Here is a 20,131-nt window from a genome sequence, read left to right on the forward strand (position 1 = left end):
TCCAACTGCCCGCCTGATACAGGCGCATACGCTGGTCGCACGCCAGGCAGAAGTGAGGTCCGAACATGAGCTTGCCCACGCTTCCTATCGGCGAGCGCATCCGCCATCACCGTCTCCGGCAGGGTCGCACGCAGGCGGTCGTCGCCGGCTTGTGCGGCATCACCGAGGACTACCTCTCGCAGGTGGAACGCGGCCGGAAGACTCCCTCGTCCGAGGTGCTCGCCAGGCTCGCCGTCCAATTCGGAGTGACCGCAGGAGCGTTGCTGGGCGACCCCGTCGAGGACCTCCCGGTCGCACCGGCGACGCCGGGGGCTGACGTGGTGCGCGCGCTCCTGGGTCAACAGCCCAGCGCCGGCCCCGCGCCCACCAACGCGGTGGCACTGCGCGAGCGGGTGGAGAACCTCTGGCGTATCTGGCAGACCTCACCCACCCGGTTCACCGACGCCGAACTTCTGCTGCCGGACCTGATCACAGACGTGGAGACCGCCGTACGAGCCAGCCGGCACACAACCGAGAGCGGCGAGCGTCGCGCGCTGCTGCGCATCTCCGCAGACCTGTACGGACTGCTGCGCTCATACTGCCGCCGGGCCGGCCGCCTCGACCTCGCGCTGATGGTCGCCGACCGGGCGCTCCGCGCATCCGAGGACGCGGACGACCCGCTGCGGATCGCAGCAGCCCAATGGAACCTCGGCCACGTACTGCTCTCCCAGCCAGGAGAGGAACACGCCGCCCACGACACCGCCCTTCGCGCAGCCGACGCCCTCCAGCGCGAACTGCAGGGCCCCGAGGCGGATGCCGTCCAGGGCGCGCTGGAGCTGGTGGCAGTCGTGGCAGAAGCCCGCACCCACCGCGCCTGGGCGGCCCGGGACAGGCTGGCCAACCGTGTCGCCCCGCTCGCGAAGCAAGCGGGGGAGGGGAACACCATGTGGACCGTCTTCGGCCCTGTGAACACCGAGCTCCATGCGGTCTCCGTAGAGATGCTCGACGGCAACGCGGTCGAGGGCCTGCGCCTGGCCGACAAGGTCGACACCGACCAGCTCCCCTCCCGCGAGCGGCGCATGACCTTTGGCCTGGAGGTAGCCCGCTGCTACGCCCTGCGGAGAGAGGACGCCGCCGTCCTCGTTCACCTCCTGGAGCTCGAAGTGCTCGCACCCGAGGATCTCCAGCGCAGTCCCCTCGCTCGGGAGCTCGTCATCTCTCTGGTGCAGCGCTCCCGGCCCACCTACCGCAAACAGGCGACGGCTCTGGCCGAGCGGCTCAGCCTGCTCTGACGAGCCCGGTCTGCGAGCACACCCGGTCTCTCAGTCCGGGTGGAACAGGCCCTCTGCCCGTACGGTCCCCACACCTCTGAAGACCGATCACGGGAAGCATGCGCATGAGCCCAACGGCAGCCGGAATCCCCGGCCACAACGGAACACTGATCGCGGCAGCTGGACAGCGGTGGGACGCCGTGCGCGTCCCACGTTTCATCGGATTGCAGGCCCTGAACCACCTCGTCGGGCAGGAAGGCGCGATCGTGATGGATCCCGGCAACCGGCGGGTGTATTTCCTCGTTCCACCCGGCACCACACGAACCTGGAACCTGCCCCAGACGACGGCACTCGGCGAGACAAGCCACATCGTCCTTCCCGCCGACGACAAGGAAATCCCGCCCGGTCCGTACTGGCTCGTCTCCCCGCGACGGGGTCGCCTGTGCACCAGCGCGGACGCTCTCCATGCCGCACTGCGGACCGTCCTTGGGCCCCGACCCCCCGACAATGAACAGAGCCAGGACCGACCGGACCTTGAGAGGCAGAACATCGACCAGGTCAAAGGACTGGCATGCGCTCTATGCGGGGCGCGGCTGTATGCGACCCGAAGCCTCGGCGTGTTCTGTACAGGAGACCTCCTACTGCAGGATCCGACCGAACTGTGGGCATGCAATCCCGTCTGCCGACGAATCGACAATGCCGCCCCGTGAATTCTCCGCGCGCTCTGATCCCGGAGCCCGCCAGAAGGGACAGGCAGCCGAAGAATCGCCTCTGCTCTTCCCGCCGTGCGGGATTGTGTCGGTTTATGGCCCGAGGCGTGGTGTGAACTGGCAATACGGGCTGTGTTGTTGGGGGATCTTTGCGTAACGTAGGGGAACAGGCGGTCACCTGTGGCTGCTGGTGCAGCCAGCAAGCGCGTCACGCCGCAGGTCAGCATGGTGCCGTCGAGAACGTACGGGGAGGCGTAGTGGCACAGCCAGCACGATCGGAGCGAGCTCACCTTCGGGTTCGCAACCGAGGAGTTCGGCCCGCAGTAGTGTTTCTCGCGGCATGCACCCTCGTAACGTTGTCCGCTTGCAGTTCCGACGGTGGCGATCCCGTCGAAAACAAGCCGACCAGTACCTCCCCCTCGCCTACCGTGGACGCGAAGGAAGCCAAAGCGCGGGGGGCTGTACTGACTGCCTATGCCGGCATGCGGCAGGAGCAGACGAAGGCGTACGCGGTGGGAAAGGACTCCGGGACGAAGCTAAATACCTACGCCTCGGACAAGGCACTCGCCAAGATCGAAGGTGAGCTTTTCCAGTACCGGCAGGCCGGCGTCGTCTTCAAGGGCAAGCCGAAGAGTGTCGCCAAGGTGACGGCTATCGATCTCGCACAGTCTCCCCACAAGGCCACGGTGTCCGAGTGCTTCATCACTACGGACTGGACTGCGGTGAAGAAGGACAGCGGCAAGAACGTCACCAGCCCCAACCAGGTCCACCGCTACACAGTGACCGGCTCAGTACGCACGATCGGCGATCGGTGGATGGTTGTGGACTACGCAGTCGACAAGCAGCACACATGCTGAGGAGAGCCGCAGGCACCGGGCTCGCGATCGTACTGACGCTTGCCGGTGCCCCGATCGCGGTGGCGAACCCCAACCCGAAGCCGACCGTCGCCCCGCCCACAGACTGCGGCGACATGTCCGTCTGTATCGGGGCAGGCATTGATGGCTCGGACAATAAGCCCGCCGCCCCGGAACATGGCCGCACCGGCAAGACCGCAGCGCGGAAGCCGGGAAAGAAGCCAACCTGCGCCGTCAACGCCGGCGTTGGTCACGTCACCGTGGGCGACCAGGGTCCTCAGGACGGCACAATCAAAATGCCCTGCAACGACCCTGAACTCGGCCAGTTCTCCGGTGGCTGTTACTACAAGCCGGCTCAGCCGCCGCCCCCGGCCAGCGACCCAGCGTGGAAGGGCCACAAGCCTGGGAGCGGAGCTATCTACCAGCGCACCTGCCCCATCGGCACTGCCGACGATCCCAACAACACCCAGTTGCAGGGCTTCGTTTGGATGGCCAAGCCTCCGGCGGCCGCAGCAGTAGACCCTGCACAGCTCGCGCGGGAAGCCGTCGACAAGATGACGCTGCTCGGGCCAAAAATCGGGATCACACCCAAGCCCGGCGGCAAGGGTGTCGTGGGCATGCCGGTCTACATGTGGACGGCGAAAGGTGCAGAGACCTTCGGGCCGAACGTCGCCAGTGCTTCGGCCGGGGGTGTGACGGTGAAGGCCACCGCGAAGGTCTCCAGAATCGTCTGGAATCTCGGTGACGGGTCCAGTGTCACGTGCACCACGGCCGGCACCCCCTACCGCGCCGAGTACGGCAAAGCCCCCTCGCCGGACTGCGGCCACCACTACAGCGAACCGTCCTCGACCCAGCCGTCGGGGAAGTTCCACGTCACCGCCACATCGACCTGGTCGATCGACTGGCAGGGCGGCGGCCAGACCGGCCAGCTCACCGAGGTCAGGAACAGCGCCGTGGACATCACGGTCGTTGAGGTCCAGGTCCTCAACTAAGCGTTCACGAAAAGACTTGAAAGGCCCTTCGCCGCATGGAACCCCCCGTCGCCGCGCCGCCGCTGCCGCGCCCGCAGAGCCCCGGCCGCCCCGAGATCCCCATCACCACCACGCCCCCGGTCAAGCGCGAGCGCCGCTGGTCGGTTGCCGCCCTGTGCATCGTCCTGGCGGTACTCGGCGGGCTGGGGGCGGCCGCGGCCGTCACTTCCTCCAGCGACCGGGTCAAGGTCCTCGCGATCGCCCGGGACGTGCCGGCAGGACAGGCCATCACCGATGCAGACCTGGTCGTGGCCGAAGTGTCCGCTGACGGCGCCCTGACCCCGGTCCCCGCCGGGCAGCGGACCAGCATCGTCGGCAAGCGCCCTGCCGTCGACCTGCGTAAAGGTGGCCTGCTGACCTCCTCGCAGCTGGGCGCGGGGACCGGGCTGGGCGATGACAAGCAGCAGGTCGGCGTACAGGTCAAGCGCGGCCAGTCACCGGCCGGCACCCTCGCCCCCGGCGACAAGGTCCTCGCAGTGACGACCCCGGCCCAGGGCGACACCACCACCGGCAAGAGCGCCGAGGCGCCGCCGTCGACGCTGAACGGGATCGTCGTGTCGGTGTCCCGCCCGGACGCGTCCGGCACCGTGGTCGTGAACCTCGCGGTGGCGACCACTGACGGCCCGCTCCTGGCCACTCGCGCTGCGGTGGGCCGGATCTCGCTGGTCCGCGAACCGCGGAGCAGCCGATGACGGTCACCGCTCTTGTCTCCGCGAAGTCCTCCGGCGTCACCACCACCGCGCTGGCCCTGTCTCTGGCTTCGAAGCGCGCCTCGCTGCTCGCTGAGTGCGATCCGGGCGGCGGCACGATCCGCGCCGGGTTCCTCCAGAGCGCGGTCAGCGCCGGGTTCGGCCTCTACCACCTGGCGGCTGCCGAGCGAACGGGACCGGACGCACTGGCCAGCACTTTCATCAACCACCTGTGGCCGATGGACGAGGCGGGGCACCGCAAGCTTCTGCCCGGTCTCACCGATCCGGCTCAGGCGGCTGCTCTCAGCCGCACCTGGCCTGCCCTCGCGGACGTCCTGCAGGTGCTCTCTGCCGAGGCCGGGTATGACGTGTTCATCGACGGCGGGCGCCTCGCCCTGGAGTCCGGGCACCTGCATCCCACGCTGACTCCCGCCCCGCTCCTCCACCAGGCCGATCTCGTCCTGCTGGTTGTCCGCGGTACCGAGCAGTCCCTGACACTGGCTCGCCATCTCATCGACCCGCTCCGCACGGAAATGCGTGAACGCGGTACTGGTGACGACGCCCTGGGCCTGCTGCTGATCGAGGACGGCGCCTACCGGGCGCACCAGGTCGCCGAGGCACTCAAGACGCCCGTACTGGCCGCGCTGCCCTTCGACCCGGATACGGCCGGCTACCTCACCCAGGGCGGCCGCCCTCCACGCGGCTACAGCCGCAGTCCATTGCTGCGGCATGCGCGTACCGCCACGGAGGCGTTCGAAGCGGCCGCCGCGCGCCGTCATATCCAGCGCGAGTACCCGCCGCGCCCGGCCAACCCGCAGCTCGCCGGTGTGCTGCAGCGGCTCAGCCAGCAGAAGCCGGGCGGCCCCCGTGGCTGACACCCACCAGCGCCCCGGCACCAACGGGCATCCCGCGCCGATGGGCCGCGAAGAACTCGCCGGGCTCCTCGCAGGACGCCTCGGCCAGCGCCGCCCCGAACCCACCCAGCCCGCCGTCCCGGCCCAGCAGCCACCGGCCGACGCGGCGGGCCCGGCCGCGGTGCCGCGTCTGGCCGGCCTCCCGGGTGAACTGCCCGTGGGCTGGGAGGTCATCGAAGCTCTGCAGTCGGACGTCTCGCAGCAGCTCAGCGACCGCGACCCCGACAAGCTCCTCGAGGAAGCCGACCGCCGGGCCCTGGCCCGCTCCCTGGTCACCACCGCCGTCGCCGACTGGTCCGCCAAGTACGCGCAGGGCAACACGCCCCTGACCGAAGAGCACGAAGCCACGATCCGCACCGCGGTGTTCAACGCGATGTACCGGGGCGGGCGCCTGCAGTCCCTCCTCGACGAGGACGGTGTCGAAGACGTCATGGTCGACGGGCTGCGCGCGCACGTCGAGTACTTCGACAAACCCCGGCGCACCATCGAGCGCGTCGCTGACTCCCATGAGGAACTCATCACCTGGGTTAACCGGATGGCCCGCCTGTCCGGGCACGGTGAGCGTGGCCTGACTCAGGCGACGCCGATGGTCGGGTTCCGGATGCCCGACGGCTCCCGTGTCACGTCCTCGCTGCTGACCAGCCGGCCCTCGGTCGTCATCCGAAAGCACCGTATCCGTCAGCACGGCATTGCCGAGCTGACGCAGTGGGGCTCCATCAACCCGATCCTGGAGCGGTTCCTGACTGCCTGCGTCCATGCTCGGATGAACGTCCTGGTCGTCGGCGACATGGGGGCCGGAAAGACTTCTCTGCTGCGGGCCCTGGGCCGGGAGATCCCGGCATCCGAGCGGCTCGTCACCCTGGAGTCGGACCGGGAGCTTTACCTGGACGAACCAGGGCCCAAGCCGGGGCCGGTCACGTTCGCCTTCGAGGCCCGCCAGTCCAACGGTGAGCGCCTGGGCGATAAAGCTGCCGGCGAGGTCACCATCTCCGACATGTTCGCAACAGCCTTGCGTTACAACGCATCGAGGGTGATCGTCGGCGAGGTCCGCTCCACCGAGATCGTCCCGATGCTGCAGGCCATGTCCGCGGGCGGCTCCGGATCGATGTGCACCCTCCATGTCAGGCGACCCCACGCGATCATCAGCCGCCTCGTGCAGCTGTGCACCGAAGCCGGGATGGCCACCGAAGCCGCCCACCACCTCATCGCTTCGTCCATCGACGTCGTCGTGTACCTCACCTACCTGGACGAAACCGCGATCGGCGGCCGCAAGCACCGCTTCGTCTCCCACATCTACGAAGTCCACGACGTGGTCGGCGAAGGCGGCAGACCAACAACGACGGAACTCTTCGCCCCCCACGGCCAGGAGCCACGCGCCGTCTACAAGAACATGCCGACCTTCATCGCCGATCTGGAACGCACGAACGTCTTCCACCGGCCGTGGCTGACGGACAACCCCCACGGCGCCTGGGGTCCCGCACTGCAGACGGTGAGCCCACGGTGACCACATCCCAGCTCGCTCTGGTCGCAGCCTGCTGCGCCGTCCTCACCGTCATGGGGATCGTCCTCGCTGTCCAGGAGCTGCGCGGCCGCGTACGCGATCCGATCAAGCCCGCCTCTCGGATGTCGGGCCGGCTCCAGCGCGCGAAGGCTGAACTGCCCGAAGCGTGGCAGCGGCGCTGGAAATATCTCCTCGGCACCGCCGGCCTGGTCACTCTCGTGGTGTGGGCGTGGACCGGCTGGCCCGTCCACGGTCTTCTCGCCGGGGCATCGGTGCTCGGCCTGCCCTACACCCTGAACCCCGGCACCGCGGCGACCGTACGCATCGAGCGCCTCGAAGCGCTCGCCCAGTGGCTCAACCACCTGGCCGGCGTGCACACCGCGGGCATCAGCCTCCCGCAGACCATCCGCGCCAGCGCCAAGAACGCACCCGCACCCATCGCCGGGAACGTACGGGCCCTCGCCGACCGCCTGGGCGCCGGGATGGAAGCGCAGGACGCCTTCGCGCGGTTCGCCGACGAACTCGCCGACGGGGTCTCCGACCACGTGGTACTGCTCTTCCAGTCCCACGCCGTCTACAAGGGACCCGGGCTCTCCGACGCCCTGGAAGCCCTCGCAGTCACCATCCATCAGCAAGCCGCCGACGCCCGCGACATCGAAGCCGACCGTGCCAAGGTCCGTAAATCCTCCCGCATGGTCTCCGTCGTGATCTGCGTCATCGTGATCGGCTGCATGCTCAACAACGCCTGGTCGGGCTGGTACCAATCCCCGCTGGGACAGATCGTCCTCGCCGGCCTGGGCGCCGCCTTCGCCTGGACCCTGAGCTGGCTGCGCCGCATCGCCCGCACCAAGCCGGATCCCCGCCTGCTGGACACGCTGCCCGCCCACCTCACCACCATCGGAGGCCAGCGATGATCCCCCTGCAGGCCGTCCTGCCAGCCGCCGCCTCCGGAGCCCTGATCGGGCTGGCCGTCCGGGCGGCCTGGCCGGCGAAAGCAGACCTGGCCAGCGCCCTGGACCACCTGGACGCCACCAAAGCCCCCGCAACCCTGTCCACCGCCGCCCTGCCGGGGACGGACTCCCTTCCCTCGCGCGTGGGCACCCGGCTGCTCAGCGAGTTCGGCGGACGCATCACCCTGCCCGTCAAGGACCTCGCGCTGCTGCGCAAGAGCCCAGCTGAACACCTCGGCAAACGCGTCCTGTTCGCCCTGTACGGGCTGCTCTTCCCCCAGCTGATGCAGGCCATGCTCGCCCTGGCGGGCGCCCCGTGGCCCTACGCCATGCCGCTCATCGCGTCCCTGGGCCTGGCAGCCCTGATGTGGTTCTGGCCCGGCAAAGACATCGCACGGGAAGCGGCCGCCGCGCGCCTGGTCGTACGGCACGCCGCCGCCTCCTACCTCGAACGCGTCGCTCTCGCCCGCATCGCCAACTCCGGCGCTGCGCAGGCCCTGACGCAGACCGCGGAAGTCGGCGACGGGTGGATCTTCGTGCGGATGCGGCAGATCTTCCACCAGGCCGACTTGGCCGGAGTCACCGTCTGGGACGCCCTCAAGCAGCTCGGCGACGAACTCGACATCCCCGAACTGACCCGCCCCGCCGACACCCTCGCACTCGCCGGCGACGGCGCCGCCGTCTACACCACCCTGCAGGCCCAGGCCCGCCAGCTGCGCATCGCGCTGCTCTCGGACCAGAAAGCCCAGGCGAACGCGGCGTCAGCGGCGATGGTTCTTCCCGTCACCTTCGGCGTGATCCTCATGCTCGTCTTCGTGATGATCCCCATCACGATCACCATCCTCGGCACCTGACCCCAAAGGGAGAGAAGCAGCTATGGACATCGAGGTCCTCACCGCGTGGATGCGCCTGCGCTACGAGCAGCTCAAAGCAGCCCGCGACGCCGGACAGAACAGCACGGAAGTCGCCCTCATCGCCGGGGCCTTCCTCGTGGCGGCCGGCTTGGTCATCGTCGCGATCAAAACGAAGCTCGCGGAAAAGATCGGCATCATCAACGGCGGATGAACACGACCGGCCGAGACAACAGACCAAGAAGAGGGGGCGGCGGGGTGAGGAAGCGGCTGAACGCATGGCGGGCCGGTGCCCTGGGACCGCGGGGCGACCGCGGGTTCGGGAGCGTCGAAGTCGCGACCCTGGCCATCGCCGTCCTGGCCCTCCTCCTCACCTCCATCCAGGTCGGGTTCTACTACCACGCACGCAAGGTCGCCCAGTCCGCCGCCCGCCAGGGCGTCGAGGCCGGCCGGGCCTTCGGCGCCACCGACAGCGACGGAGTGGCCCAGGCACAGGACTTCCTCGCCCGGTTCGGCAACAGCGTGCGGGGCGCGAGCGTGTCACCCGCCGGCAGCACCGCCCAGCAGATCCGCATCACCGTGCACGGCACCGTTGCCACCCTCGTTCCCGGCCTCGAACTGAACGTCACCCAGTACGCCGAAGGCCCCGTCGAACGGTTCACAAACCCATGAACGGCCCCAGCAGACGACTCCCGCAGGCCCTGCGCCAGGACCGGGGCAGCTACGCGGTCGAGACAGCCGTGCTCGCCCCGGCGCTCATCGCCCTGCTGCTGCTCATGGTCGCCTTCGGCCGGGTCGTCGACGCGAACGGCGCCGTCGACTCCGCAGCCCGGGCAGCCGCACGCGCCGCCTCCCTCGAACGAGGCGCCTCCACCGCACAGTCCCAGGCCCAGACTGCGGCCGAACAGAGCCTCGACGGCGAGGGCATCACCTGCCGGACCAGCAGCGTCACCTTAGACACATCCGGCTACAGCCTGGACGTCGGGACCGCGGCCACCGTGACCGCGACCATCGCCTGTACTGCGGATCTCTCCGACATCGGCCTGCCGGGACTGCCCGGCTCGAAAACCCTGCGAGCGTCATGGACCAGCCCCATCGACACCTACCGGGGGCGCCAGTGACCCGCACCGTGCGCAGATTCGTACACCGGCGCCGCACCGCACTGCGCACCCGGGGCGACCGCGGTTCCATGTCGCTGTTCTTCGTGATCACCTCCGTGGCGATCCTCATGGTCATGGGACTCCTCGTCGACGGCGGCGGCGCCCTGAACGCCGAAAACCGCAGCACCTCCCTGGCCCAGGAAGCCGCCCGCACCGCCGGCCAGCAACTCGACCCGGCACAGGCCACCGAAGGCACCGCCATCACGATCGACCCGGACGCCGCCCGCGCGGCCGCCCAGGACTACCTCGCAGGCGCGAACGTCCAGGGAGACGTGGAGATCACCGACGGCGGGCAGACCCTCAATGTGACTGTCCACGACACCTACCGCACCAAGTTCGCCGCCCTGCTCGGCAAGAGCACGCTCGACGTGACCGGCACCGCCAAGGCCCACCTACAAACCCAACCCGCTGCTGGAGGCTGAGCCGCACCATGGCCCACCGCACCCCCGGACCCCTGCGCGCCCTCGGCGTCCTGCTGCGCGCCCTGACCGGGCTCGTCCTCCTGCTCGCCCTGGTCGCCGGCGTCCCCTACGGGCTGCTTGCCGTCGGACACCAGCCGACCGAACTCACCGGTGGCTGGGACCTGCTGATGAGCCAGGACGACGGCACCGCCTTCCTCGTCGTCCTCACCCTTCTCGGCTGGGCCGCCTGGGCAGCCTTCACCTTCTCCGTCCTCGTCGAGTTCGTGGCCGTGCTGCGCCGCCGCTCTGCTCCCCGGATCAAGGGGTTGGGCGGCCTGCAGTCCTTCGCCGGGTTCCTGGTCGGCGCGGTCGTGCTGCTCGCACCGACCGCAGCCTCGGCCGCCGTCGTCTCACCCGCCTCCGCCGCTACCGTCGTCCACACCGCGGTGAGCGAGCCGGGCCCGACCGCAGCCCCCAGTGGGAACAGCACCAGTTCCCCGAGTTCTCAGAGCGCCTGGCCCCAGCACACGGTCACCTCGCCCACCGAGTCGCCGTGGGACCTGGCCGAGACGTACCTCGGCAGCGGGCAGCGGTGGAAGGACATCGCAGCCCTCAACCCCGGCATCCCGGAACTCGCTGCCGGCGACGGGTACCTGCCGCTGGGCACGGTCGTCAGTCTTCCCGCGGACGCCCGCTCCGCGAAGCCCGCCAGCCAGGCCTCAGCGGCCACCACCCCGTCCTCCGACGCCACCCCCCACACGGCCGCGGCCACAGGAGACGACGAGAAGGCACCCGAGGCGGAAACAGTCCGTGCCGGAGACAGCCTCTGGTCCATCGCAGCCCGCCACGGCGACCCCACCCAATGGCGTGCCATCTACGACGCCAACAAGGGAGAAGCCCAGCCTGGGGGAGGCCACTTCGACAACCCGGACCTCATCTACCCGGGCCAGAAACTCGACATCCCCCAGCAGGCCGAACAGAAAAGCCCCGCCACCGAAGCCCCCACGGACAACCCGCACCCCACCACACATCAGCACACCCCCACCAGCAAGACCCCGGAAGCCGGCCACGGCGACCGCCAGGGCCCCCCACAGCACCCCTCACCCCCGACCACCACTGCCCCGAGCAGTACGCCCAACCCAGCCCCCGACACCACTGCCACCCCCACGCCTGCTTCCAGCACCCAGAAGACCGGCCCGGCCCACGTCCAGCCGACCCACGAACAGGACGACCAGGCCCTCGCACCGGCCGCCATGTGGATGGGCGCCGGGGCGCTGGCCGCAGCCCTGATCGGCACCCTCGCCCTGAGACGCCGACTCCAACAGCGCCGCCTGCGCCCCGGCCGGCGCATCCCGATGCCACAAGGCCGGGCAGCAGCGACCGAACAAGGACTGCGCGCCGCCCAGCACCCCACGGGCTTCGACCTGCTCGACACCGCGCTGCGCACCCTCGCCCTCAACCTCGCAGCGGTGGGACGCGAGCTCCCCGTCGTGGAAGCTGTGGTCCTGCACGAGTCCCGCGTCGAACTGCACCTCGACCAGGACACAGCCCCGATGAAGCCGTTCGCATCCGCGGCCGGCCGCCAGGACCTGTGGACCTGCTCAGCCACCAACCCCGACCTGGCCGACGACGAAACCCTGCAGGACGCAGACGCCCCCTACCCCGTACTCGTCTCGATCGGCTGGGACGCCCAGGGCCACCTCGTCCTCATCGACCTCGAACACGTCGGCATCCTCCACCTGGCAGGAGACGAGGACTTCGCCCGCCACGTCCTGCAGGCCATCGCCGTGGAACTCGCCAACACCCCCGTACCCGGACACCTGGAAGTAGCCGCCCTCGGCGATACAGCCACCGGCCTCGAAGAGGCCGCCCCCGAACGCGTCGCCCGAACCGACGTAACCGACGCAGCTACCGACCTTGCCGCTCACACGGCCGACCAGCGCCGCGCCCTCGCTGGAATCGGAGCCACCTCACTGCGCCACGCACGGCTGAGCGAAGACACCGCAGGCGACTGGACCCCGCACGTTGTCCTGGCCGAGAACCTGCCCGAGGGAGCCGACACCGACCGACTCCTCGACGCGCTCACCCAACAACCCACCACAGCAGCCGCCGTCATCACCACCACCCCCACCGGCCCGGAGGCAGGGGCCTGGACACTGAGGTGCCAGAGCCCGGACGAGACCATCGTGCTCCCCGGCTCCCGTCTCCCCATCCGTCTCCAGGGCCTGTCCGACGAACACTTCGCCGACGCCATCGAGCTGCTCACCCTCGCCGCCAGCGAGACAGACGTTCCCGCACCCGAGTGGGTCACCGCCGACCCGGACGACGATGCCACCGCGGACGAACCCGGTGAAGACGGTCTACCCGCGGAGTACGCCGACCTCGAAGAGGAATCCCTCGGCGAGGACAGCAGCATGTACCCAGCGCAGAGAGACGACCACGACCTGGCGGCCGTACGCACGGACTCGGAGAACAACGCCCCCGAACCTGAGGGTCTGACCGCGACGGACGACGGACCCGGCATCGCGGACCACGACCCACAGGAAAATCCGCGAACCGAACCTGCCAACAACCCCACGGTGCTCGCCACCGCGTGCACGCCACCGGCCTGGGCCGTCCACGCGACCGTCCCAGCTCCAGCCACCACGACACCACCTCCCACCGACGAACCGGCCCCGGCCAGCGGACCACGGGTACTCCTGCTCGGCAGCGTCCAGATCGAAGGCGCCACCGGCAGGCTCGACTCCAACAGAAAGAACATCGGCGTCGAACTCGTCGCCTACCTCGCTCTCAACCCAGGAGTCGACCACCACGCCATCGATGACGCCCTCTGGCCTGGCCGCCAGGTCAAAAAGGACATGCGCAACGCGGTCATCTCCCGAACCCGGTCCTGGCTCGCCAAGGACGAAGACGGCAACCTCCACTTCCCCCGCGTCCCGGACACCGGCGACAGCCGCTACCGCCTCGGCCCCAAGACCACCTGCGACTGGACCGACTTCCAAAAACACGCCCGCAAGGGACTGACCGACCAGACAGAGGACGGCGACCTCGCCCTGCGCCGCGCACTCGCTCTGGTCCGCGGCCGCCCCTTCACCGGCATCAACCCCGTCCGCTACACCTGGGCCGAGCCGATCACCCAGGAGATGGTCTCGGCGATCGCGCACGTCGCCTACGAGCTGTCCACCCGGCTCCGCGAAGCCGGGGACATCCCGGGCGCTCTCCTGGCGGCCCGTCAAGGTCTTCTCGCCTGTGAAGAGAACGAAACGCTGCACCGCCAGATCTTCCTCGCCCACCACGCCGCCGGTGACATCGAGGCCCTGCGGAAAGCTGCCGCGAACCTCATGAAGATCAACGAACAACTGGGCGGCGTCGACGTGGACGACGACACAGCAGAACTCCTGCGCGACCTGCTACCCCGCCCCGTCATCACCCACTGAACTACTCACCCAGGAACCGTATGCCGACACCGTCACAACTCCGCGACGGCCCCGCCCGCCTCCGGACCGCCGACACCGAGGTGACTCTGGAAATCGCCTCGTCCCCCAAGGCGCGCACCCGCGGCCTGCTCGGCCGCGATGGCATCGACGGAGCCATCCTTATCACCCCCTCCAGCAGCGTGCACACTCTGCGCATGCGCTTCCCCATCGATGTGGCCTACCTCGACAGACAACTGCGTGTCCTCGACGTCCACACCATGGGGCCCAACCGCCTCGGAGCTCCCCGCCGGTACGCCCGCCACGTCCTGGAAGCCGAAGCCGGAGCCATGGCACGCTGGAACATTCAGCGTGGTACGCACCTTTCCATCCACCAGCGACCAGGCTGACCGATCGCCCGCGCGAAGGCGGCCCGTGCGCCGACGGTGCGAGTGGAGCCGCCGCGCACTGGGCGCGAGCGGGCTGTCTGGACGCTCCGCTGCGAGGGTTGCACCCAAAGGTGTCTGCAGAGTGGGCTGCAGAGGTGCATCCAGAGGTGCTCCGGAGGTACTACCGGAGGTGTGAACCCACCTTTTCTGATCTTGGGTATTTCGCCTGGTCATCCCATGCGGGCAAGCCCTCGCCGCTTGCCGACACCTCTTCCTCCGCGATAGCCGGAGGAAGAGGCTCTGCGTTCGGATGCTCGGCGCGGCGAGGCTCCCGTCGCCTGGGGAGTGCCCCTTTGATGAGATGCCGAGGTTGCAGCAGGTAGTCGACCTGACGCGCATCGGAGCAGCAGAGGCTGACCCCGCTCACGCGGCACGGCCCAGGCAGTCGGCCCCCTGAACGTCCGGGACATGGCGCACATCATGGGCGGGCGCCCTCGGCGGGCATCGAGTTGGTGAGGTAGGCCAGGTGCGCGACTACAAGGAGCGACACGCTGTGGAGTGCGGCATCAACCGGCTGAAACGCGACCGGGCCGTGGCTGCGGCAAAGGAGTTGAGGTAGACGGCGGTCGTGCCGCCGAGGGCGAGACCAGCTATGCCTCGCGCCTGCTGCGGACCGCGTCACATCTCCCTTCCAGGGCAGGGGGACATCGCCTGCCAGGGAAGCGGCGGCACCTACTTCCAGATCGACTCCCACCGGGGCGGCCGCGAATGCCAGCAACGCTGCTCGGTCGCCAGGTGGATCTTCGTGGTCAGGCCACCTCGGGAACGTCCGAGCCCATGGTCGTCCGGCTCAATGTCGATCCCGCCCGGCGGCTCGCGCTGCAGATCCCTTTTTTACGCGCGCCGGCGGCGTGCTGGTGGGCACGGCAGACAGTCGAATCCACGCTCACATCCCAGGTAATCAGACCCTGCGCATCGGCCTGGACCTGCAGTTGTTCCAAGATCCGCTTCCAGGTGCCGTCACGCTGCCACCGACGGAACAGGTCGTAGATCCGGTCCCACGGGCCGTACCGCTCGGGCACGTCCCGCCACGGGGACCCCGCGCGGGTCCGCCACCGTATCCCGTCGATCAACTGCCGACGCGTCCACGTCCGCGGCCTGCCCACCCTTCTTCCCCACCGGCAGCAACGGCTCCAACTGAGCCCACTGCCGGTCCGTCAGATCCCCTCGCGCCACACCGTGATCATCGCAATTCAAGATCCACTTCCGCAACAGACCCTAGTTGGCTCGTTCTCGTCGCTGAACAGATGCGTCCTTCTGAGGTGAATCGGGACGATCACCGCCAGGGCGACCCTTGACGCCTGCTCACAGCGAGACGTTAACTCAGCATGTTTGTGAGTTTCCTGTGAAGTAAGGGTGGGCTGTGAGGAGAGATGGCAGACATGGTGACCGGGATGTATCGCGGCTGAGGGAGCCGCGCCCAGCCGGGGGCCGTCGACGGGTGGTGGTCGTGCTGGGAATGGCAGTCACCATCGGCCTGTTGCCGCTGACCCCCGTGGAAACCGAGGCTGCCGTGCCTGCACGCGCACCGGGTTCGGTGTCGGCTGTGGACACCCCGCCGGATATCGCGACCCGTACGACCGAGCAGGCCCTGGCTGCAGCGAAGAGGTCCGGAGAGCCTGTCGAGATTCCCTCGATGCGGGGGGAGTCGAGCGATGTGTACGCGACGGCTGACGGGAATCTGGAGGCGCGGGAGTACCTGCGCCCGGTCCGTACCCGCATCGGTGGCGAGTGGAAGCCGGTCGACACTAATCTGACGACGACGCCTGACGGTGTGAAGGCAAAAGCCACCGCGTCAGAGCTGGCGTTCTCGGCAGGTGGTCAACAGCCCCTGGTGCGGATGGAGAAGAACGGCCGTGAGCTGGCCCTCTCCTGGCCGCGCCCGTTGCCGAAGCCGGAGATCGACGGGGCGACGGCGACCTACCGCGACGTGCTGCCGGGCGTGGACCTCAGAATGGGTGCTCAAGAAGACGGCTTCACTCAGTTGCTGGTGGTCAAGAGTGCCGAGGCCGCCCGCAGCGAGGACCTGACGAGCCTACGGCTGAAGCTGACGGCGGACGGCATGGACGTCCGGAGGACCGAACAGGGGAGCCTGGAAGCCGTTGACCAGGGCGCGGGTGGTGCTGTCTTCGAGGCGCCGACTCCGCAGATGTGGGACTCGAGTGCGGGGCCCGACAGTGCGAGTGCCACAGCGAAGAGCACCCGTGTCCGAAGTGCCGTAGCGCAGAGTGAGCCAGGGGCGGGAGAGTCGGGCAAGCTGGCGCCGGTTGACGTAGCGGTCCCCGCCGACGGCCATGAACTCGTCCTGACTCCGGATCAGGACGTACTGCGGGGTAAGGACACGCAGTACCCGGTCTTCATTGACCCGCAGTGGTACTCGCCGCGTGCGTCTTCTTGGACCATGGCTTCGAAGTACTGGGCGTCGTCACCACAGTGGAAGTTCAATGGTGCCGCCGATGCCGGTATGGGTCTGTGCGACTGGAGCTACTGCCAGCCCCACGACACAAAGCGACTCTTCTACCAGATTCCTGTCTCCAAGTTCGCCGGGAAATCGATCCTGTCTGCGGAGTTCGTGGTCCGTAACACGTGGTCGGCCTCGTGTGAGAAGCGCGGCGTGGAGCTCTGGCAGACCAAGGGCATCTCCGCGTCCACGACGTGGAACTCCCAGAGCGCCTCGGGGTTCTGGATCAAACAGCTCAAGTCCGATTCCTTCGCCTACGGTTATACGGGCTGCGCGGCGAAGGACGCCGAGTTCGACGTGCGGTCCGCCGTCCAGTCGGCTGCCACGAGCAAGACATCCAGCATGACGTTCGGACTGCGGGCGGCCAGCGAAGCCGACGGTCTGGCATGGAAGAGGTTCTCCGACAAGGCGTATCTGCGCGTCAAGTTCAATCGGCCGCCGGCTCAGGTGAAGTCTTCGCAACTCACCATGGAATACGGCGGTGTCTGCAAGAAGTCAGCACTCGCAGCCCCCGTGCGCACCCTGGGGAAGATATACGCGAACAACATCACCGACCCCGACGGCGACTCGGTCGCGGTGCAGTTCCAGGTGTCCTGGGACTCCGGGGACGGCAAGGGCAACTCACCCCACTGGACTCCCGCCCGTACGCCTTCGAAGAAGTCGGGCTCGGCGTTCACCGTGGCTCTCCCCTCGTCAATTCCGACGAACAAGAAGATCAGTTGGCAGGTACGCGTATGGGACGGGGCGCAGTACTCGCCATGGTCGTCCACCGGTGATCCGGAGGCCTGCTACTTCATCTACGACACCAAGGTTCCGAAGGCGCCCGGGCTGGCGTCGGGAGACTATCCGGCGCTCGATCCTGAAAACCCGCAGGACCCGTGGTACGACGGAGTGGGTAAGTACGGCACCTTCGCCGTATCCGCAGCCGACACTGATGTCAGTTCCTACTGGTACGGCATCAACACGGATCCGACAGCCAAGAACAAGATCAGTACATCCAAGGGTGCGGCCCAGAATGTCAGGATGCTGCCATCGAAGCCGGGCCTGAACTTTGTCACGGCGCAGGCTTTTGACAGCGCAGGCAATGGCAGTGAGATCCGTACCTACCTCTTCAGGGTCAAGGCCGGGCAGCCGGAACGAGCGACCTGGCAGTTGGACGAACAGGATGGTGCGAGCGAGGCCCGGGGCAGCACTCCCGATCGCGACGCCATCCTGCACGGTGGCGCGGCTCCCGGTGCTCCCGGTGAGACCGGCACGGGCGTGGCTTTTGACGGGGTCGACGACTATGCCGACACCGACATCCCCGTCGTCGCCACGGACACCGGGTTTTCAGTCTCCGCCTGGGCGAAGCTGTCCTCCCTGCCGCAGGGAGCGGCCATTATCGCCGCGCAGCCGGGCAACCATTCCCCGGGTTTCGAGCTGTATTACTCCAAGGCCTACGATCGGTGGGCGTTCAACCAGTACACGAGCGACACCCCCAACGCGCCCATTGCCCGAGCCATGCAGGCATCGGCGGGCGGGGTGAAAGCCGAGCAGTGGACCCACCTGGTCGGCACGTACAGCTCCGCCACCGGGCAACTCAGTCTCTACGTCCAGGGACAACTCGCCGGTAGCACCACCTACGACAGTCCTTGGGATGCCCGGCGCGGTCTGCAGATCGGCGCCGGTTCCTACGACGGAAAACCTGGTTCCTTCTTTCCGGGAACCATCGACGACTTGCGCGTCTTCGACAAGCCTCTGACCGCGGCAGACATCACCCACCTCTACCGGCATGAGCCGCTGACGACCCCGGGCCGGCAGGCCCGGGCGATCTTCCTTCTGGACGAGCCCGCCAACGCCACCCACGTCACGGGGCACGCGGATGTGGATGCCATGTCTCTGAAGGGAGGGGCCAGAAGTGGCAGGCCCGGTGTCAACGGAAGGTCGCTGACCCTTGACGGCAGCGACGACTACGCCACCACGGTCTCGCCGCAACTCAACAACGAGCGTGGATTCGCCGTCTCGGCGTGGGTGAAACTTCCTGAGAAGAAGCCCGACCATGCTGCGATGGTCGTCACTCAGGCAGGGGCCCATACGGCGGGATTTGAGCTCTACTACTCCTCCGCATACGACCGGTGGGCGTTCAATCAGTACTCGGCCGACGAACCCGATGCCACACCGATCAGAGCGATGCAGGCGGAGGGCGTCACCGCTCATGGTGGCGACTGGGTGCACCTGGTAGGTGTCCATGACACCGTCGCCGACAAGCTCACCCTGTACGTCAACGGCGCGCAGGCGGGCAGTACAAACCTCTCCAAGACCTGGTACGCGGCCGGGCCTGTGCAGATCGGTGCCGGGTCCTTCGAGAGTAAGCCGCGCTCGTTCCTCCCCGGTCAGATCGACGACGTACGTCTGTACGACCGCCCGGTCTCAGCGGAGGAGGTGGCGCAGATGTTCAAGCAGCACCCGCTGCTGCAGGGGCGCTGGCAGTTCGAGGAAGCGACTTCGACCACACCCGCCACGTCGCCGGATGCTTCCGAGGAGAACCGCCCGATGACTCTCAAGGGGGGCGCGGCCCTCGGTACGGGCTGGATCGACGATCACGGCCTTCAGCTGAATGGGAACGATGCGTACGCCTCCACGGCTTCCATGCCTGTGGACACGAGCACGAGTTTCACCGTCACGGCTTGGGCGCAGGCGGCTGCGACGCCGTCGAAGGAGGTCACCGTCCTGAGCGCGGAAAGCGCAGGCAGGAGCGCCCTGGACATTCATTTCGTGCCCGAACCGAAGGGCGGTGAGGGAGTGGGCCGTTGGGAGATGTCTCTCGCTGACAAGGACAGTCCGGATGCCTCGGAGGCCCTGGTGTCCTCGACGGCTTTCGATGACGTCACCTCCTGGAACCACCTGGCAGTGGTCTACGACGGGTTCTCCAAAGAGGCGCGCCTCTTCGTGAACGGAGTCCTACAAGAAGTGGCGTGTGGGGACGACGACGGCGACGGCACATCGGACGACGCGGCCTGCGCGGACCTCATTGCCTGGGGCGAGAACGTCCTGACCCACAAGGCGACGAGAGGCTTCCAGGTCGGGGCCAACGTCACGGCAGGCAAGAGTTCCCGGTTCTTCCCCGGCACCGTCGATGACGTGTGGGCCTTCCAGGGAGCTCTCAGCGACAGTCAGGTCGAATATCTGGCCGCCTCCTGGTTCGCCGTCCCGACCGAAGTTCCTCCCATCGACTGAGCACACCCCGACAGCCCGGTCCAGTGGCCGGTGACTGTACTTCCGACTTCCCCCGCCCTTCCCGCGCCACCTGTGCGCTCGGCAGTGAGAGACCCATTCCATGAGAAAGCGAACACGGCTCCGCCATGCCTCACGACACCGGATATCCCTCGTGTTGTGTGCCACCCTGGCCGCAGGTCTTCTACAGGCCACAGCCCTGCCCGACGAAGTCGCCGCAGCCGACGCGGCCAAGTCCGGAGTGTCTGCGGACCGCCCGGTCAAGGGTAAGAGCGGCAGGGCTG

At 68.1% G+C, this 20,131-nt stretch carries 16 protein-coding genes and 1 pseudogene; 16 read left to right on the forward strand and 1 reads right to left on the reverse strand.

Annotated features, from left to right (window positions below; translation table 11 throughout):
* Positions 1–65 precede the first annotated feature (65 nt).
* From OG210_RS34005 to OG210_RS34075, 15 genes are all read left to right on the forward strand, one after another.
* Positions 66–1,271 (forward strand): helix-turn-helix transcriptional regulator, encoded by a 1,206-nt coding sequence (locus tag OG210_RS34005; protein ID WP_331719886.1) that lies wholly within the window; start codon positions 66–68, stop codon positions 1,269–1,271.
* A 104-nt stretch (positions 1,272–1,375) separates the two neighbouring features.
* Entirely contained in the window at positions 1,376–1,960 is a 585-nt protein-coding gene (locus OG210_RS34010; RefSeq protein WP_331719887.1) for a hypothetical protein, read from the forward strand.
* 482 nt (positions 1,961–2,442) lie between these two features.
* Entirely contained in the window at positions 2,443–2,817 is a 375-nt protein-coding gene (locus OG210_RS34015) for a hypothetical protein (protein WP_371540811.1), read from the forward strand.
* Complete coding sequence (locus OG210_RS34020) at positions 2,811–3,806, forward strand: ATP/GTP-binding protein (RefSeq protein ID WP_331719889.1); 996 nt, start codon at positions 2,811–2,813, stop codon at positions 3,804–3,806. The genes OG210_RS34015 and OG210_RS34020 overlap by 7 nt, the downstream gene beginning before the upstream one ends.
* A gap of 35 nt (positions 3,807–3,841) precedes the next feature.
* A complete protein-coding gene (locus OG210_RS34025; RefSeq protein ID WP_331719890.1) occupies positions 3,842–4,537 on the forward strand; it encodes an SAF domain-containing protein in 696 nt (231 codons plus the stop codon).
* A complete protein-coding gene (locus OG210_RS34030; RefSeq protein ID WP_331719891.1) occupies positions 4,534–5,409 on the forward strand; it encodes a hypothetical protein in 876 nt (291 codons plus the stop codon). The genes OG210_RS34025 and OG210_RS34030 overlap by 4 nt, the downstream gene beginning before the upstream one ends.
* Positions 5,402–6,952: a CpaF/VirB11 family protein gene (locus tag OG210_RS34035; RefSeq protein WP_331719892.1), complete on the forward strand. Its 1,551-nt coding sequence runs from the start codon at positions 5,402–5,404 to the stop codon at positions 6,950–6,952. The genes OG210_RS34030 and OG210_RS34035 overlap by 8 nt, the downstream gene beginning before the upstream one ends.
* Positions 6,949–7,863 carry a type II secretion system F family protein gene (locus OG210_RS34040; RefSeq protein WP_331719893.1) on the forward strand — a complete coding sequence of 305 codons (915 nt, stop codon included), beginning with the start codon at positions 6,949–6,951 and terminating at the stop codon, positions 7,861–7,863. The genes OG210_RS34035 and OG210_RS34040 overlap by 4 nt, the downstream gene beginning before the upstream one ends.
* Positions 7,860–8,753, forward strand: coding sequence for a type II secretion system F family protein (locus OG210_RS34045; RefSeq protein WP_331719894.1), 894 nt, complete (start codon positions 7,860–7,862; stop codon positions 8,751–8,753). Before OG210_RS34040 ends, OG210_RS34045 begins: the two co-directional genes overlap by 4 nt.
* Positions 8,754–8,775: 22 nt before the next feature.
* A complete protein-coding gene (locus OG210_RS34050; protein ID WP_328335744.1) occupies positions 8,776–8,964 on the forward strand; it encodes a hypothetical protein in 189 nt (62 codons plus the stop codon).
* A gap of 44 nt (positions 8,965–9,008) precedes the next feature.
* Positions 9,009–9,422 carry a TadE/TadG family type IV pilus assembly protein gene (locus OG210_RS34055; RefSeq protein WP_331719895.1) on the forward strand — a complete coding sequence of 138 codons (414 nt, stop codon included), beginning with the start codon at positions 9,009–9,011 and terminating at the stop codon, positions 9,420–9,422.
* On the forward strand, positions 9,419–9,871 hold the full coding sequence (locus tag OG210_RS34060; protein WP_331719896.1) for a TadE/TadG family type IV pilus assembly protein: 453 nt from the start codon (positions 9,419–9,421) through the stop codon (positions 9,869–9,871). The genes OG210_RS34055 and OG210_RS34060 overlap by 4 nt, the downstream gene beginning before the upstream one ends.
* Positions 9,868–10,332 (forward strand): pilus assembly protein TadG-related protein, encoded by a 465-nt coding sequence (locus OG210_RS34065; protein WP_331719897.1) that lies wholly within the window; start codon positions 9,868–9,870, stop codon positions 10,330–10,332. The genes OG210_RS34060 and OG210_RS34065 overlap by 4 nt, the downstream gene beginning before the upstream one ends.
* Before the next feature lie 8 nt (positions 10,333–10,340).
* Positions 10,341–13,748: a LysM peptidoglycan-binding domain-containing protein gene (locus OG210_RS34070; protein WP_331719898.1), complete on the forward strand. Its 3,408-nt coding sequence runs from the start codon at positions 10,341–10,343 to the stop codon at positions 13,746–13,748.
* 20 nt (positions 13,749–13,768) lie between these two features.
* Complete coding sequence (locus OG210_RS34075; protein ID WP_331719899.1) at positions 13,769–14,134, forward strand: DUF192 domain-containing protein; 366 nt, start codon at positions 13,769–13,771, stop codon at positions 14,132–14,134.
* Positions 14,135–14,893: 759 nt separating this feature from the next.
* Here the strand turns inward: OG210_RS34075 and OG210_RS34080 are convergent.
* A pseudogene (locus OG210_RS34080) lies at positions 14,894–15,349 on the reverse strand (IS5 family transposase); the annotation flags it as partial.
* A 283-nt stretch (positions 15,350–15,632) separates the two neighbouring features.
* On the opposite strand from OG210_RS34080, the gene OG210_RS34085 reads away from it, so the two are divergent.
* Positions 15,633–19,850 (forward strand): LamG-like jellyroll fold domain-containing protein, encoded by a 4,218-nt coding sequence (locus OG210_RS34085; protein WP_331719910.1) that lies wholly within the window; start codon positions 15,633–15,635, stop codon positions 19,848–19,850.
* The last annotated feature ends 281 nt before the right edge of the window (positions 19,851–20,131 follow it).

The organism is Streptomyces sp. NBC_00466 (assembly GCF_041433995.1).
Taxonomy (GTDB): Bacteria; Actinomycetota; Actinomycetes; order Streptomycetales; family Streptomycetaceae; genus Streptomyces.